Here is a 16,753-nt window from a genome sequence, read left to right as displayed (position 1 = left end):
CTTAAAAATCTATCACAACCATCAAACCGGGTTGGGCATCTTGCAAACTAATACGCCCATTGTGGCGGCTGATAATCGCTTTCACAAGCGACAAACCCAAACCAGTGCCTTTGTGATGACGGCTAGGATCGAGACGCACTAGACGATCAAAGACTTTATCTTTCGCCTCATCGACAATTCCCGGCCCATTATCTCTAATGATGATCTGTTTGCCTTGTTGCACTATGTGTACCTGTGCACCTTCGCCTGAGTATTTAATCGCGTTATCGACCAAGTTAAATAATGCTTGGAACAACAGGTATTTGTCGCCTGTCACTGTGGCATCGTCACCTAACTGCAAGGTCAATTGCTGCTCTTTAAGCTCAGCCATCGCTTCGGCCATTTCATACAAATCTTGGCAAATAGCGTGCAAACTCAAAGGTTGCAGCTCCAGCGTTTGCTGGCCTTCTTCAATGCGGGTAAGCGACAACATCGCATCAAAGGTTGCTAAGCAGTGATCGAGCTCTTCGGTCAAAATGGCGCACGCCTCGTCGAGCTCGTGGGCCGGTTTACTCGGTAACTGCTCTAAACCAATACGTAGATGCGACAACGGCGTACGTAAATCATGGGCAATATTGTCTGTTGCCCCACGGACCGCATGCAAATTGTCCTCTAAGGTATCGAGTACCCGATTGAACTTGCGCGCCAGCATATCGAATTCATCTTGGCGCCAACTGACAGGCAACCGTGTTGAGTATTCGCCTTTCTCAATCCGGCGACTCAAGCGGTTATATTGCACCAGTCGTCGTAAAATGGCTTTGGAAAACAGGTACCCCAGTGCCAATGTCAGCACAATTGTTAGCATCATGGCAGTAATGGCGGCATTAACAAACCGCTCAATCAAGGTCGCCAACTGATCAGTACGGGTGGCAATTAACACTGGACCATAACGAGTCATCACCAAGCCACCGGTTAAAATATGTAGCTTGTCTGGTCCACCGGTCAAAATCGGGAAGTCGCGGGTTTGCGGTAACAGCGGCATGTTGTCGGGCATTAAACTCAATGCGCCAACCAGATCGTATGAGTTACGCCATGCCACCAGCGCGACCTTAGGGTCTGCATTACGAATTTGGGTAGCAAAGCTGCGTCTATCTAAGGTGAGAGCCATCTGTTGATAGCGCGCTTTTTCAGCAGCAAGATGCTGATTAAGCTGCAACTCTTGCTCATTCATCAACTGGCGATACATGCCAAATAGCAAGGTGCCAATAATCAGCGTGACTAACCCAGAAAAGATAATGGTGATGCGCCACGCACTGCTTTGGTAGGGTCTAATTCCCTTGACGGAGACGATAGCCTGCACCTCTGACGGTCTCGATTAACTCGCCAAATCCCAGCTCTTCAAATTTACGTCGTAACTTGGCGATATGCACATCAATCACGTTAGTTCGCGGATCAAAGTGATAGTCCCATACCGCTTCAAACAGCAATGTACGGCTAATCACTTGATTAGGATGTTCCATCAAGTATTTGAGCAGTTGAAATTCTTTAGGCTGTAGCAGTATCTCGTTGCCGTCCAAGGTCACTTTACGGGTGAGTAGTTCCATCACCAGATTCCCCACCGCCAGCTCTGTTTTAGCAGGCTGTGATTGGCCGCGATGCATCAGTTTTTCAGCGCGAACCAAGAGTTCTGAAAACGCAAAAGGCTTGGTCATGTAATCGTCGCCACCGGCGCGCAAACCTTTCACTCGCTCATCAACATGGCTTAACGCCGATAAGATTAGCACTGGCGTTTGGCACCCTGTGGCGCGTACAGCAGCAAGCACTTTTAAACCATCAAGCTGCGGTAGCATGCGATCGAGAATGATCAAATCGTACTGCATACTGGTCGCTAGCAGCAGCCCCTGATGACCATCACTTGCCGTTTCAATGTTATGCCCTTGCTCGGCAAATCCTTTTACCACGTATTCAATCGTGGTGGCATCATCTTCAACTAGCAATATTTTCATCTGTTAATCCCACTTCAACATAGGTAATGGGCGTTGATTTTTAATATCATACGCCAAAGTCCGTTTGCCGGTTTCATCTATTAGCTTAAGCTCTAAATAGCTGATGCCCAAATCATGATCCAGTTGCGCTTCAAGCACATAAGCTTGGCGGTCGTGCATCGCTTGTTCAACCAGTTGTGAAAATGTCAGTGCTTGATCTTGAATCAATACTACCGCTTTTAAACTGTCTTGATCATCAGCCTCTAAGGCGGATATTTTCTGATCAATGAGGCTGCCATCTTTAGCTAAAAACTCAAACTCAGTGATGGTCTCAAGCTGACTGTTGATAACGCTAATTTCGTAAACGAGCTCACCGTCTTCAACATCTATTTCAAATTCGCAAATAACCCCAGAATAATCTCGTTCTACTTGCGACAGTAACACTTCAGGAGTCAGACCTTGATTATTAGAAAGTAGTTCAAGCACTTCCTTTGCCGCCCAACTAGGCGCAGAAAACCCGATGCTTGATAGGACCATAGCCCCAACTAACCAACGCGTCATAACTCCTCCGAAAAAATATTATGAGCCATCATCTTACCGTAATTAGGGATAAAAGTGACCCCAAAAAAGCTAACACAACGACCAAATGCTTGCCGATCAGTCCGCAAGCACGTTGATACTATCGATTTCGATTTCAATACCTTGCCACTCATCATCCACTTCACCGCGCAACGTCACTGTGGTTTCATCCGATACTTCAATATCGCGCCATAGTGCATCATCAATCTCAACTTCAATCTCACCCGTTTCATCACGGAACAAGTATTTTTCATCACCTAAACTTTTAACTAGCTTGCCGGTAAGCTCTACCGGCATGTCATCTTTAGCTTTATCAGCCTCAGACACATGTTTCATCACCTTCTCAGCACTTGGGCCGGTGTAAGCTGCAAAAGCAGGTAGAGTGAGTACACAAGATAAAATGAGTGTTCCAGTTAGTTTCTTTGACATAGCGTTTTCCCCCGTTAAATGTGGTTGCATAATAACGGGGATTGGATAACGCAGAGATGGCAATGAGATTAAGATTTGATCATGTTGCAATCAGTGATTAATAAGCTAAATAGCACGCTGGCAGCAACCCGTGGTCATGCTCACGTTGCTAGCTAGCAGAGTCGGTTTCAAGTATCTGAATAAGCTCTGATTTAAGTGCGACTTCAGTTGCTACACCCGGTGCTAAATTTAGCTTTTGCGCTAAGTGCAATGGCACTTCGGCATTGAGCTGATGTTTAACCCCTTGCATACTGGCCACAATGCGCACTGACTCGCCCATGACCAACATCGAATCTATGCTAATGTCGAGCTTATTGAAACTGCGGCACAAACGTCCCTTGGTAATGGAGTTAAATCGTACCCCTTGATTGGGGATCACCCAACGCACTTTAGTCCCAACATCAAGTTGGTCAATATAGCTGGCAGCTATTAGGTGCTCGCCAAACTTAAGCCAAGTAATTTTCCGCTCGGTTTCTTGCGCCACGACATGCGCATCAAAAATGTTTCTCAGGCCCATCTGCTTGGCCACCGCTTCATTGCGTGGCTTAGTGAGCACTTCTCGCGGCGCCCCTTGCTGCAACAACTTACCTTGGCTGATCAGAATCATCTTGTCGGCCAGCAGCATGGCCTCGTTTAAATCATGGGTAACCATAATCACAGGTATCGACAACTGCTCTTTTAAGCGGGCTAACTCAAGGTACAAGCGCTCACGGGTTTCTCTGTCTACCGCACTAAAAGGTTCATCAAGCAACAACACCGATGGTTCACGGGCCAAAGCACGTGCCAACGCCACACGCTGACGTTGACCGCCAGAAAGGTTGGCGGGTAAGCGCTCGGGTAGACCATGCAAATTAACTCGCTCTAGCCAAGTTCTGGCTCGAGTTTCACGTTCGCTTTTGGGGATATGGTCAAGCGCAGCAATCACATTGTCTAAGGCACTCAGGTTAGGAAATAAACCAAAATGCTGAGGCACATAACCTAGGTGACGTTGTTGTGGAGTTAAAAACTGTTTACTGCTGGAGCTGAACCAAACTTGCTCACCATAGCTAATCTCGCCTTGCTGTGGTTTATTGAGCCCGGCAATCATGCGCAGTAAAGTTGACTTACCGCCACCAGAAGGACCAACAACAGCCAGCAACTCCCCTGCTTTACAGGTAAATTCAGCTTCAAGTTTAATGAATTTTTGCTGGGAAATATTGCAGTGTAGATCAGCGACCTGTTGTGCCACGGGCGCCTCCCATTCTGCGGGACATACTGGTCGTTAACGCCAACGCCGTAATCGCAAAGACCAACAACACCAACGACATCTGACCGGCACTGGCAAAGTCAAATGCCTGTACGCTGTCATATATTGAGATAGCGATGGTTTTAGTTTCGCCCTCAATATTGCCACCCATCATTAACACCACACCAAATTCACCCAGTACATGGGAAAAGCACAATACTAATGCGGTTAACACCCCCGGCCAAACCAAAGGGATCTCAATTTTAAATAGTGCCTTTGGTGGGCTCATGCCGCAGCATGCAGCCGCGTCTCGCACATCTTCAGGTACCGCTTCAAATGCGCGTTGAATAGGTTGGATGGCGAATGGAATATTAACAATCACCGAAGCCACCACCAGACCAGCAAAGCTAAAGACCAGTTGCTGACCAAATAGCCGTTCAATCCATTGGCCAAGCCAAGATTGACTGCCCAAGCCAACTAACAGGTAATAGCCAATAACGGTTGGAGGCAGCACTAACGGCACCATAATCAGCGCCTCAACCCAAGACTTACCTTTAAACTGACGATAAGCCAAGAAGCGGCTCACAATGATGGAAAACGGAATTAAGATCAGTACTGTGACAGTACTAAGCTTGATTGAAAGCATCAATGCTTGCCAATCCATACCTTAATCCTCTGCGGTTGGTTTGTCTGGCAAACCAAAGCCGTACTTAACGAAAATCTCGCCAGCACGAGGGCTTTGCAAGTATTGATAGAACTGCTTGGCGGTCTCCCCCGCTTTTTCCGTCAGTACCATACGCTGCAACATCGGCGAGTGCATGGATTCAGGCAGGGCCACATAGTGCGCATTGGCTTTGAACTGCGGTGCGATGGCTAAAGAAAGCGCCACAATTCCACCTTGTGTTGAACCACTGAGTGCAAATTGCGCGGCTTGAGAGACATTTTCGCCAAATATGAGCTTAGGCTCGATTGCTTGCCATAAACCTTGTTTGAGTAGGATTTCTTTGGCCCGTTCACCGTAAGGAGCATGCTCAGGGTTGGCAATGGCAAAGCGGCGCAAACTGCCGTCCGCAATCATCTGCTGCAATCCTTTAAGCTCACTGTCGAGTGTTAGCGTCGATGACTTAGGGGCGGCGAGCGCCAATCGACCAATCGCATACAAGGAGCCTTCGCTAGTCGTGACTCCAAGGCTTTTCAACTGTTTGATGTATCGTTCATCTGCCGATAAAAACAGTTCAAAAGGCGCGCCATGGCGTATTTGAGCAACAAAGTTACCCGACGACCCATAGGAGATCCGCACTCGTTTGCCCGTATCTTGGGTAAATGCCTGATGTACTTCATCCAAGGCAAACTTGATATTGGCCGCCGCCGCAATGGCAGGCATATCAGCGGCAAAGGCGGCTGACAAGCTGCAGCTCATCCATATCGTTAACGCTACTAGCACGTGCTTAATTGAGCCTAGCAATGATTTCACCACAATGGCGACAACTCCCAAGGTTTAGTCTTTTTGCCACATTTTTGCAGCTTGTTCGTCGGCGTCTTTAGCCTCAACCCAATTGGCTCCTTGATCACCGGCTTCTAGCTTCCAAAACGGCGCTTTGGTTTTCAAGAAATCAATTAGAAACTCACAGGCAGCAAACGCCGCTTTGCGGTGGGCACTGGTGACACCAATAAACACAATTTGCTCGCCTAGCGCCATGGTGCCAACGCGGTGAATAATGGTGACATTATTGAGTGGCCAACGCTCACGTGCTTCTGCTGCAATTTGATTAAGCACCGCTTCGGTCATACCAGGATAGTGCTCTAATGTTAAGTCAGTGACAACACTGCCATCATTAAAATCACGCACCTTACCTACGAAGTTCACTGCTGCGCCATCACTGTTGTCAGCTGCAATTAAGCCATATTCATCTGCGACACTAAAGTCTTCGGTTTGTACCCGAACCACATTCAGTTTAGAGGTCATATTAGCCTCCTGTTACCGGCGGGAAAAATGCCACTTCGTCGCCGTCTTGCACCGGGGTATCCCAGCTACTGATCGTCTGGTTCACGGCAACTAAAAGCTTATCTGACGCAAGTACTTTGCCCCACTTGTCGTCTTTGGCGGCAAGTTGTGCTCGAAGGCCTTCGGCGGTGTTATTGGTATCGTTAGCTTCTACACTCACATTACCATCACCTAACAATTCCCGTACTTGAGCAAAAAACAATACATTTATCATCTATCTATACCTTGGCAATTACGCTTTAAAGTGGCCTGACTTTCCGCCACGCTTTTCAGTTAACCGTGTCTGGGAAATGATCATATCTTTCTGCACAGCTTTACACATATCATAAATGGTTAATGCTGCGACAGAGGCTGCAGTTAATGCTTCCATCTCTACACCGGTTTTCCCCGATAGCTTGCACAAACTGGTGATACGTACGCGGTTATGTTCAGGCTGTGCTTCTAAATCCACTTCGACTTTAGTGAGCATCAGTGGGTGACACAGTGGAATCAGATCGGAGGTTTTCTTTGCCGCTTGAATACCGGCGATACGCGCAGTCGCAAACACATCACCCTTATGGTGAGCGCCGCTCATGATCATTTGCAGTGTTTCCGGGGCCATCTCAATAAATGCTTCCGCACGGGCTTCACGTTCGGTGACATTCTTCTCGGTCACATCCACCATGTGGGCATTACCGTCTGCATTAATATGGGTAAATTCATTACTCATGAGTTGTTAAACCTTAAATAGTTGTCGATTCGCGCCTGTAGCAGTGTAGCCGATATTATCGGTGTAAAACGATTACACCTGCTTGACATGCATCACGAAATTGCAGGGTCGATGGGTTGCATCAAGCTGCTCTTTAATAATTTTGTTCCAACCGGTACGGCATGCGCCAGTGGAACCTGGCAAACAGAAAATCGCAGTCTGATTGGCAAAGCCGCCCAGCGCTCTTGACTGTACCGTGGAGGTCCCCAGTTCGGTATAGGTAATGTGTCTAAAGAGCTCACCAAAACCTTCAATTTCACGATCGAACAGTGGCTTTACCGCTTCTGGCGTGTTGTCTCTTGGGGTAAAACCTGTACCACCTGTTGTCACAATCACTTGCACACTTTCATCAGCAACCCACTGCGAAATCACCGATCTAATCTGATACTTATCATCTTTGATTAATCGTCTTGCAGCAAGCTTGTGCCCCGCTTCAAGTAGCGCATCTTGTAAAAATTGTCCCGAAGTATCTTGGCTTAAATCCCGTGAATCAGACAAGGTTAAGACCGCGATATTGAGTGGTTTAAACTCAGTCGTATTACAATGTCCCATAGCTAATGTCTCGCAATAGATTTGGTTTTAAACAATGAAGAGTGCCAATAGCAGGCAGATTGCTGGACAAGCAGACTTGCCCAGCACCAAGGTTAGCCGCCAATAGAGGCTAAATGCTTGGTCACGCCAGTGATGCCATCGTGCAAGAAATGGGTTTCTTTTTTCTGGGCTAATTGACCGTGTAAGCGTTCAACCAACTCAGCTCGTTGGTCGTTATGCTGTAAAAGGTCGCGCAGATCGAGGCCATTTTCGGTAAATAAGCACAGGTGCAGTTTACCTTTAGCCGATACTCGCAGGCGGTTACAGCTGGCGCAGAAGTTCTTCTCGTACGGCATAATCAATCCAATACGCCCTTTATAGTCGTGATGACTAAAGTTTTGCGCAGGACCATCATCTGCTGCAGGGCGATCCATCTGCCAACCTTCCGCATACAATCGCGACTTAATATCGGCACCGGCTAAATGGTGTGCTTGGAAGTATTCACGCCCGAGACCGGTTTCCATTAACTCAATGAAACGCAGATCAATGGGGGTATTTTTAATCCAATGTAAGAAGCGCGGTAGGTCTTTGTCGTTAAGATCTTTAAGTAATACCGCATTAATCTTAACTCGCTCAAAGCCCGCATCCAGCGCAGCATCAATACCGCGCATTACTTCATCAAATTTATTCTCACCGGTGATTTGATAAAACATGCGTGGGTCTAGGCTATCGACCGACACATTTATGCGACGTAAGCCAGCATCAAACCACTCTTTGGCATGCTTTTCTAAGCGATAACCATTGGTAGTTGTGGCGATAGTGTCAATATTGCCGTTATCAGCAACAATGCGAATGATATCGCTAAAATCTTTACGCAGCGTAGGCTCACCACCCGTGATACGGATTTTTTTCGTGCCGACCTCTGCAAACGCGCCGACTAAGTTTTCAATTTCATTGAGATCAAGAAACTTAGGCTTACCATCTGGGCGGTAGCCATCGGGGAGGCAGTAAGTACATTTGAAATTACAAACGTCAGTGACTGACATTCGCAAATAGTGAAATCTTCGACCAAAATTGTCTTGTAGTTGAGACATGATCACCTTTCCAAGTAAGGGGAGGTGAGTCAATTTCTTTTCTCACCCCGGTGGCGTTATTGCCACGGCTAACAGTCCATATCATGGAGACGTAGGACTAAAAGCTCGGAGAACCGTCAACCTCAATTATAGGCAGATTTAGGCATATGCTGGAAGTAAAAACGGCAAAATAGTTGCGTTAGCCCCAATAACCGTTAATTTTTTGTGACACCGCTCACGAAGGCTAATCGACAAAATTTGCACTCAAGCACTGCCTAAACTCTGTGCTATCTTTGGTTTTTCAGGTAAGGTGAGCATACAAACTAAAACACCCGTTTCAATCGGGGGACGCAACAAAGAGGTGGAGTGATGGAACGCGAATCAATGGAGTTCGACGTAGTTATCGTCGGAGCAGGCCCTTCCGGTCTTGCAACAGCATGTAGGCTGATGCAGATCGCCCAAGACAGCAATAAAGAGCTGACCGTTTGTGTGGTAGAAAAAGGCTCGGAAGTCGGCGCCCACATCCTATCTGGTGCGGTATTTGAGCCCAAAGTATTGTCTGAATTATTTGATGATTGGCAAGAACGCGGCGCACCGCTACTAACACCGGTGACCGACGACGAGCTGCACATGCTCAGTTCAGAAACGGCTTCTCGCGCAATGCCCAATGCCTTTATTCCAAAAACCATGCATAACGATGGTAACTATATTATCAGTGTCGGTAACCTTGCTCGTTGGTTAGCGGAACAAGCTGAAGCCTTGGGCGTTGAAATCTTCCCTGGTTTCCCCGCAAGCGACTTGCTGTATCACGAAGACGGTAGTGTAAAAGGTATCATCATCGGTGATATGGGCGTAGGTGAAGATGGCCAACCCAAAGATAGTTATGAACCCGGCATGGAGCTACACGCTAAGTACACCGTCTTTAGTGAAGGCTGCCGCGGCCATTTGGGCAAGCAACTAATTGATAAGTATCATCTAGATAATGGCAAGACCCCACAGCACTATGGACTCGGATTTAAAGAGATTTGGAAAATCCCTAGTGAGCAGCATCATCAAGGTAAAGTAATCCATACTGGCGGCTGGCCATTGATTGATGGTTCATCGGGGGGCGGCTTTTTGTACCACCTTGAAGATAATCAGGTAGCAGTTGGACTGATAGTTGACCTCAATTACCAAAACCCACATTTAAGCCCGTTTGACGAGTTCCAGCGTTATAAAACTCATCCAACTATCGCTAAACACTTAACCGGTGGTGAGCGAGTCAGCTATGGCGCCCGAGCAATCACCAAAGGGGGACTCAACTCCCTGCCGAAAATGAGCTTTCCAGGCGGCCTGATAGTCGGCTGCGATGCCGGCACGTTAAACTTTGCCAAAATTAAAGGCACCCACACAGCCATGAAGAGTGGCATTCTTGCGGCAGAAACCATCTCTCATGCGCTACATGCTGGTGTTGACGGTGGTAAAGATCTTGATTGCTATCAAGAGCGCTTTGAGAAGAGCTGGTTACAGGAAGAGCTATATACCTCACGTAACTTCGGCCCTGCAATGCACAAGTTTGGCGCGTATCTGGGCGGAGCATTTAACTACATTGACCAAAATTGGTTTGCTGGCAAGTTCCCAATCACCCTGCGTGATGAAAAGCCCGACCACAGCCAGATGGCAGATGTAAATAGTTACAGCAAGATTGACTATCCTAAGCCTGATGGCAAGTTAAGCTTTGATAAACTCTCTTCTGTTTATTTATCTAATACCTTCCATGAAGAAGACCAGTTGTGCCATTTGCGCCTAAAAGATAGCACTATTCCGGTTGCAGTTAACTTACCGAGATTTGATGAACCTGCGCAGCGATATTGCCCTGCAGGCGTTTATGAAATCATCGAAGAGAACGGTGAAAACAAGTTTGTTATCAACAGTCAAAACTGCATTCACTGTAAGACTTGCGACATTAAAGACCCGAGCCAAAACATCACTTGGGTGACCCCAGAAGGCGGCGGTGGGCCCAACTACCCTAATATGTAACGTCCCCGATGCGACGCTATGCCACGGCATAGCGTCGCTGCCTTTCAGCACAAACGCCTCAGCTAAAGCTTAGCAGTCATGTATCCGGCTAATCAGCAACGCGAAAGACTGTCGCAATTTATTGCCAACGAGTTCACAACTATTGATAGTTTTTTAATCAACAACTGTTGCTTTCTGTTACAAAGCTGCTCATAATCCGCGCCACTTAAAGAGACGTAGCAAACCTAACTACACGTCCAGTTAATATCTGAAACACGTACCTATACCTCTACAAAAATAATCTATGCTTAGATGGGTAAGACAATAACGTCACTCATCGAGTGACTCATTAAGTGCAACCAAAGCAAATGCACATATTTGATGCGAGCCGAATAAACTATGCAATTTAATAAGTTAACTATCAAACAAAAGATATTGTTGACGGTAACCTTAGCGGTGTTTTTGTCAACCGTACTCGTGGGAGTACTCAGTCAACGCAGCGCTAAGCAAGTGGTTGAACAACGTATGCTCAACTCTGAGCTACCTAATATGCTGCAGCAGATCCGCAATAAAGTAGAGATGGACATCTCCACGTTATTCAACGCCGCAGAGCAGCTCGCCACCAGCGAAATGTTAACGGATTGGCTAATTGATGGGCGCCCAGCTGAAGAAGAAGGCTTAGTGATCCAGCAATTACGCGGCATTCAGCAGCAATATGAGTTAACCCAAGCCTCATACGCTGACCGTGACACCGCCGCTTATTACACCCAAGACGGTTTTTTGCGTATCTTAACCCCAGGCCAAGATAGCTGGTTTTTTGATTACAAAAATAGCCGCCAAGAGCGCATGCTCAATGTCTTTACTGAGTCCAATGGCGACGTAAAGCTATTCATTAACTATCAAGAGCCTGATGGCCGTGGCCTAGTGGGTCTGGCTAAATCGCTTGATGACATGGTGCGCTTACTGGATTCATTCCAAATTGAACAAACAGGGTTTGTCTATCTGGTTGATGCTCAAGGGCAGGTAAAACTGCATAAAGATACCGCCCAGATTGACCGTGCAACTTTGGCCTCATTGTACCCAAATAGCCAAACCAATAATCTGATAAACCGTAGTGACTTTAGTTTATTGGAGACCGAGCTTGACGGTGAATCAACCTTTGTCGCCACCAGCTATATTCCATCAATGGACTGGTATATTGTCGCACAAGTGCCTGAAGCTGAAGTCTTTGCCTTACTGCAAGAGTCAGCCTATCAAATCTTAATCTGGACTGTGGTCATTGCCGTGGCATTTATTTTACTTGCCTCTGTAGTCGCAAGCTCAGTTAGCCAACCTATCGCTAAGGTTGCCGCTATGCTGCAAGATATTGGTGAAGGTGAAGGCGATCTGCGCCAACGCTTACCGGTTAATGGTAACGATGAACTGGCGCAACTGGCCAAGGGTTTTAATAGTTTTATTACCAAGATTCAGGCATCAATTGTTGAAGTCACCGATACCAGTGAGCAGCTTAGCAAGGCGGCCAAAGAGGTTGCCAGCCAAGCGCAGCAAACCTTAGATGATAGCCAGTTGCAAAAAGACCAAACCATGATGGTGGTAACCGCCATTAATGAAATGGGCGCAACGGTACATGAGATTGCGGGGAACGCCGCTCAAGCAGCCGACAACGCCAAAGATGCTGACAATGAATCTAATACCGGACAAGAAGTAGTGACTCGCGCCCGTGGCACGATTAACCAGCTGTCTGATGATGTCGAACAGGTGGGCACGGTGATTGAATCATTGGCGACTCACACGACTTCGATAGGCAGTATTCTTGACGTCATTCGTGCGGTATCCGATCAAACCAACCTATTGGCGCTTAATGCCGCTATTGAAGCAGCCCGTGCTGGTGAGGCGGGTCGTGGGTTTGCAGTTGTGGCCGATGAAGTGCGTGACCTGGCTTCTCGTACCGCAGCCTCAACTGACGAAGTGCAAAAAATGATTGATAACTTGCAGGCAGAAGCAAGCCGCGCTGTAGAGGCAATGACTCAAAGCCGCAGTCGCAGTCAGGAAGGTGTGCTCGCCGTTGATGAAGCAAGCCAAACTCTAACCGCGATTAGTGAGCGGATTGGGTCGATCACCGATATGAATATCCAAGTGGCTGCGGCGACTGAGGAACAATCAACGGTTGTTGAAGATATTAACCGCAATGTCACTGAAATCAGTGAGATCACTCAGCGCACAGCTGAGACCTCACATGCTGTTGCGCAAGCCAGTGCCGATTTAAACGACTTGGCTCGCCGCCTTGATAGTTTAGTGGCAGGATTCAAAGTTTAAGCTTTAGGTGTTATCTCATTAAAAAAGCCCGCTATTGCGGGCTTTTTTGTATCAGTTTTTTGGTTATTGGCGCGCTTTTAAAAACTGAATGCTCAACGGATAACGGTAACTTTCGCCTTCGCTGGCTTTCATTGCGGCAATAATCGTTAGCACAATATCCGCAATAGCAATAAGGCCTAACAAGATAAAACCTATGCCGACAAACGCGAGAATAAGGCTAATAAACACATACACAACCAAGCTTAATTTAAAGTTTAAACAGTTGCGGCCACAGGTATCAACAAAGGCAATTTCATCGCGTTTCATTAACCACACAATAAGCGGTCCTAAAATAGAACCAAACGGGATAAGGTAGCCTGAAAAGCTGGCTAAATGCACAGCAACACCCATGTTTTTGTCATCTTTCGATAACGCTGTTTGCCCTTCTTCTATCACTGTATCTCTCCTTGAATTAAATAACCATTAAAAGCCAAACAGGCGAATTTTCCAATTTTCAATCTTACGGCTATCAAGTCGTTTAGCCAAACTTTGTCGCCACGACATCGCCAACCCTTCAGCGGCCAGCAGTCGTTGATATTCTGCTTCATCAAATTCGGTACTAAAATATATCGCCATCGCCTGCTTAACCGATATGTCACTGCGACGCTCTATGAGTTGCATCGCATCGTGTGGGTAAATCTTACCCGGCTGCAGCACGCGGTAAAACCAGCCACACAAACTACTGGTCTGCATCGCCAGCGCGAACTCTGGGTGACCAAATTGCTTATTAAGTTTAAAGCAGGGTGAACGCGGCTGAGTCACCTGTAAGACTACTTCACCTATTTGCACAATGTCGCCAATATGCACCATAGATTCATCAACGCCAACGGTACTGATGTTCTCGCCCATCGCTGGGGAATCTTTAAAGCCGGTTATCATGTCCCAGCGGCGGTATTGGCCATAATGTTCACGTGGAAAATGATGCAGTACCCGATCTACGCCACCATGATGTTTAGGATCCGCTTGAGCATCGCCTTGCACATCGCAACTGTTAACCTCGAGGTATTCACGGCGGCTTTTACCATTTATTCCGCTTTCAATGCCATCAAATGACATCATAGATTCGCCAGCGTAAACCCCAGATAAACTATTCACTAATACTGCTTGTGTCACGACGCACGACTCCTTTTAAGTGACTAATGCGATAATACTACCTGATTTCTTCCCAACTCTTTAGCTTGATATAATGCGGTATCTGCACGATTGAGTAGCTGATCACGTTGCTCTTCATCGCGTAAGCTTGCCACACCAATACTGATGGTCACCCGCACTTCAGAACCATTAACACGAATCGAACGCTGGGCGACATTATTGCGTATCTGCTCCGCCAGTTGATTGGATTTGGCCAAATCAAATTCAGGTAATAAAAGTAAAAACTCTTCTCCGCCCCAGCGACATACCAAACCTTGTTCGGCAACGGCATCCATCAGTGCATGGCTAATAGACTGAATGACCAAATCGCCAACATTATGTCCATGGCTGTCATTGACGGCTTTGAAGTGGTCAATATCAACCAACACAATACTCAATGGCTGCTGATTAGCCTGGCACTTTTGCAGCAAGCGGGTATAAGTCGCATCAAAGGCTTGCCGATTGGCGGCACCAGTCAGCTTGTCAGTCGATGCCATTAGCTCTAACCGCCGCTGATACCGGCCTAAGGTCAAGTTGGCAATAACAATGATAATAATCGTCACGGCGACACTGAGCATAATATTGAACCAAAAAGTGTTCATCAATTTTTGCTCACTTTCGACTTCAAATTGCTCGACTATCAAATACCACTTAAATTCAGAGACTAAACGGCTATTGAGGTAAACCGTTTTGCCTTGTTGTTGATAGGTTAGTGATGCACTTGGGCTGGTAAGAATGCGCGTGGCGTATTTGGTCAGGCCTTCGGTGCCCTGCAATGATTGGCCACCTTCATATTGGGCGCCATGCAAGGTAACTTTACCCTCTCGGTCAACAAAATAAACCCGGCGGTTGTAGCGCTGCTGGTATAGCTCAACTAGCTCTTTTACTTTGTCGACCGCAAGTCCGACCCCAGTCACACCAATAAAATTACCTTCAAAGTCGAACACCTTGTAATTTACATACACCACAGTGCGAGATTTATCGGCGCTGTCGGGGTCGATATTCACTTCATAAAGCTCGTCAGCAGGTAATGAGCGCACCCGAAAATACCATGCGTCATCGGGACTGGCGTCAGCAATCTGCTTCAAAACACCACTTGAGTGGTAATAGTTACGTGATTTTTCAGAGATAAAAAAGCTGGTTACTGTGTCATATTTATCTTGGATCTCTTTGAGGTAGCGAATCAGCTGTTCTGGCTCTTGCTCTTGGTTTAGTGTCCAGTCGCGCACAAAAGTGTCATGGGCCATTAATGAGGAGATAAAAATAGGACGCAGCAAATCTTGTTGGATTTCAGAATAGATATTGTCACTGGTTAATGGCAGTGCGTTATCGGCAATCTGCTCACGTAAAGACTCATGGGCAACTTGATAACTGATTGCACTGGTTAGTACAAAAGCACCTAAGAGCAATATGGATAATATCCAAGTGAATTTTCGCTTGTCACTCCACACCGTACTGCCCATAACTACCTCAACGCATTAATCTTGTTTGTTGTTATTCTGATTTAACCCAAATGTAACCGAATTCAAACAAGATCTCACTAATTAAAGCGATGTCTTTGCTGATGCCCGGTGTAAATCTGCACTGATATGGCGAGTAATCCCTAAGAAAATAGCGTTGAAAATTAGGATAAAAAAATGCCCCGATGGGGTTAGGGGCAAGAAGACGCTAAAACTTAGCACAACTGAATTAACAAGCACGGGAGTAATGGCCGCTAAATTTAACGGCCATTGATGACAGCTTCATGACAGTAATGAGTCTAAACTATGACTCGGGTTCACTGAGGTAGCGTTTAAGCGCTTTGCCAGGAATAGAGCTTTGTGTCGCCACGGCAAAAGCAGACCACCTAGAAGCTTCTTGCATTGATTTGATAATATCCCAGCCCTGCATTTGTCCATGCAATAAGCCTGCGGCATAGGCATCACCCGCCCCAGTGGTATCCACCACCGTGGCGGTGACCGCATCGACATGTCGGCTTTGGTCTGCCTCATGCACCACTGCGCCCTGCTCTCCATCTGTCACGATAAAGTATTTTAAGCTCTCACCCGCAATAGACTGACCAAATTGCCACGGCAACAACGCGCTACGGCCTGCCATATCGGTTTTTGATGCGATCAGAATATGACATGGACGAGGCCGCTCATCTTTGGCTAGCTGCGCCATCACCAGCGCTTGCTTAAGCGCTGTTTTTGCCCAACTTACCGCACCTTCAGCAGAGGAGTTAATATATAAAGCATCCCACTGCGACCATGTGGGTGGCGCGGCCAATTCAAAAATAGGTCTTTGAGGTCGAATAATCGTGCGCTCACCATCCGGTGTCATCACTAATAACATTTCATTAGTGTTGCCCTCGTGGCGCTGAATAAGGTGGCAATCTATACCTTGAGTACTGGCCTCGGCCAGCAACCAATCGCCGACCTTATCACGACCAACCTCACTCACCAGCGCTACCCGATGCCCGGCCCAGACGAGGCCTAGCCCAGTATTAGCTCCGCCGCCACCGAGTCGTTGCCCACCATCTTGATAGTGAAAGCGGCCACCGGTTTGCAATGGTTTATTCAATTTTAAAATGCGATCGCAATTGAGGTTAGCAACTAAAATAATATTGGCCATTAAGACTCCAAGATATGTGAGCAAGCGCCATGCCTTTAGGCTTCAGCGGCAACTAGCCATCGC

The 16,753-nt window shown here is 47.0% G+C and carries 18 protein-coding genes and 1 riboswitch; of the genes, 2 read left to right on the top strand and 16 right to left on the bottom strand.

Translation table 11 applies throughout. From position 1 onward, the window contains the following. Position 1: 1 nt before the first annotated feature. The 12 genes from FLM48_RS00975 to moaA form a co-directional block, all read right to left on the bottom strand. Positions 2–1,225: a HAMP domain-containing sensor histidine kinase gene (locus tag FLM48_RS00975; protein ID WP_179026237.1), complete on the bottom strand. Its 1,224-nt coding sequence runs from the start codon at positions 1,223–1,225 to the stop codon at positions 2–4. A gap of 82 nt (positions 1,226–1,307) precedes the next feature. Next, positions 1,308–1,985 (bottom strand): response regulator transcription factor, encoded by a 678-nt coding sequence (locus FLM48_RS00970; protein WP_028772856.1) that lies wholly within the window; start codon positions 1,983–1,985, stop codon positions 1,308–1,310. A gap of 3 nt (positions 1,986–1,988) precedes the next feature. Then, positions 1,989–2,525, bottom strand: a complete 537-nt coding sequence (locus FLM48_RS00965; RefSeq protein WP_028772855.1) for a PepSY domain-containing protein — start codon at positions 2,523–2,525, stop codon at positions 1,989–1,991. A 96-nt stretch (positions 2,526–2,621) separates the two neighbouring features. After that, positions 2,622–2,972 carry a NirD/YgiW/YdeI family stress tolerance protein gene (locus FLM48_RS00960; RefSeq protein ID WP_179022910.1) on the bottom strand — a complete coding sequence of 117 codons (351 nt, stop codon included), beginning with the start codon at positions 2,970–2,972 and terminating at the stop codon, positions 2,622–2,624. Between the two features lie 148 nt (positions 2,973–3,120). Continuing rightward, positions 3,121–4,239 (bottom strand): ABC transporter ATP-binding protein, encoded by a 1,119-nt coding sequence (locus FLM48_RS00955; RefSeq protein ID WP_028772853.1) that lies wholly within the window; start codon positions 4,237–4,239, stop codon positions 3,121–3,123. Then, positions 4,220–4,900 (bottom strand): molybdate ABC transporter permease subunit, encoded by a 681-nt coding sequence (modB, locus tag FLM48_RS00950; protein WP_179022908.1) that lies wholly within the window; start codon positions 4,898–4,900, stop codon positions 4,220–4,222. The genes FLM48_RS00955 and modB overlap by 20 nt, the downstream gene beginning before the upstream one ends. A gap of 3 nt (positions 4,901–4,903) precedes the next feature. Continuing rightward, a complete protein-coding gene (gene modA / locus FLM48_RS00945; protein ID WP_179026236.1) occupies positions 4,904–5,656 on the bottom strand; it encodes a molybdate ABC transporter substrate-binding protein in 753 nt (250 codons plus the stop codon). A gap of 78 nt (positions 5,657–5,734) precedes the next feature. After that, positions 5,735–6,202: a molybdopterin synthase catalytic subunit MoaE gene (gene moaE / locus FLM48_RS00940; RefSeq protein ID WP_179022906.1), complete on the bottom strand. Its 468-nt coding sequence runs from the start codon at positions 6,200–6,202 to the stop codon at positions 5,735–5,737. A gap of 1 nt (position 6,203) precedes the next feature. Then, complete coding sequence (gene moaD / locus FLM48_RS00935) at positions 6,204–6,455, bottom strand: molybdopterin synthase sulfur carrier subunit (RefSeq protein ID WP_179022905.1); 252 nt, start codon at positions 6,453–6,455, stop codon at positions 6,204–6,206. A gap of 18 nt (positions 6,456–6,473) precedes the next feature. After that, positions 6,474–6,905, bottom strand: a complete 432-nt coding sequence (gene moaC / locus FLM48_RS00930) for a cyclic pyranopterin monophosphate synthase MoaC (RefSeq protein ID WP_372847441.1) — start codon at positions 6,903–6,905, stop codon at positions 6,474–6,476. 117 nt (positions 6,906–7,022) lie between these two features. Then, entirely contained in the window at positions 7,023–7,541 is a 519-nt protein-coding gene (moaB, locus tag FLM48_RS00925) for a molybdenum cofactor biosynthesis protein B (RefSeq protein WP_179022903.1), read from the bottom strand. 92 nt (positions 7,542–7,633) lie between these two features. Beyond that, a complete protein-coding gene (gene moaA / locus FLM48_RS00920) occupies positions 7,634–8,614 on the bottom strand; it encodes a GTP 3',8-cyclase MoaA (protein ID WP_028772846.1) in 981 nt (326 codons plus the stop codon). Next, positions 8,602–8,737: riboswitch (molybdenum cofactor riboswitch) on the bottom strand. (Overlaps the previous gene by 13 nt.) 225 nt (positions 8,738–8,962) lie before the next feature. On the opposite strand from moaA, the gene FLM48_RS00915 reads away from it, so the two are divergent. Then, positions 8,963–10,612 (top strand): electron transfer flavoprotein-ubiquinone oxidoreductase, encoded by a 1,650-nt coding sequence (locus FLM48_RS00915; protein WP_179022901.1) that lies wholly within the window; start codon positions 8,963–8,965, stop codon positions 10,610–10,612. Between the two features lie 378 nt (positions 10,613–10,990). Then, on the top strand, positions 10,991–12,907 hold the full coding sequence (locus FLM48_RS00910) for a methyl-accepting chemotaxis protein (RefSeq protein ID WP_179022899.1): 1,917 nt from the start codon (positions 10,991–10,993) through the stop codon (positions 12,905–12,907). Between the two features lie 63 nt (positions 12,908–12,970). Here the strand turns inward: FLM48_RS00910 and FLM48_RS00905 are convergent, their stop codons facing one another. From FLM48_RS00905 to FLM48_RS00890, 4 genes are all read right to left on the bottom strand, one after another. After that, complete coding sequence (locus FLM48_RS00905) at positions 12,971–13,297, bottom strand: DUF4870 domain-containing protein (protein ID WP_179026235.1); 327 nt, start codon at positions 13,295–13,297, stop codon at positions 12,971–12,973. Between the two features lie 72 nt (positions 13,298–13,369). Beyond that, a complete protein-coding gene (locus FLM48_RS00900) occupies positions 13,370–14,059 on the bottom strand; it encodes an MOSC domain-containing protein (RefSeq protein ID WP_256871011.1) in 690 nt (229 codons plus the stop codon). Positions 14,060–14,082: 23 nt separating this feature from the next. Then, on the bottom strand, positions 14,083–15,540 hold the full coding sequence (locus FLM48_RS00895; protein WP_179022897.1) for a sensor domain-containing diguanylate cyclase: 1,458 nt from the start codon (positions 15,538–15,540) through the stop codon (positions 14,083–14,085). A 301-nt stretch (positions 15,541–15,841) separates the two neighbouring features. Then, a complete protein-coding gene (locus tag FLM48_RS00890; protein ID WP_179022895.1) occupies positions 15,842–16,690 on the bottom strand; it encodes a PfkB family carbohydrate kinase in 849 nt (282 codons plus the stop codon). Between the last annotated feature and the right edge of the window lie 63 nt (positions 16,691–16,753).

The sequence above is a fragment of the Shewanella sp. Scap07 genome, assembly GCF_013394145.1.
GTDB lineage: Bacteria > Pseudomonadota > Gammaproteobacteria > Enterobacterales > Shewanellaceae > Shewanella > Shewanella waksmanii.
Note: the sequence above shows the minus strand (reverse complement) of the source record. Positions and strands in the feature narration are given on the sequence as shown.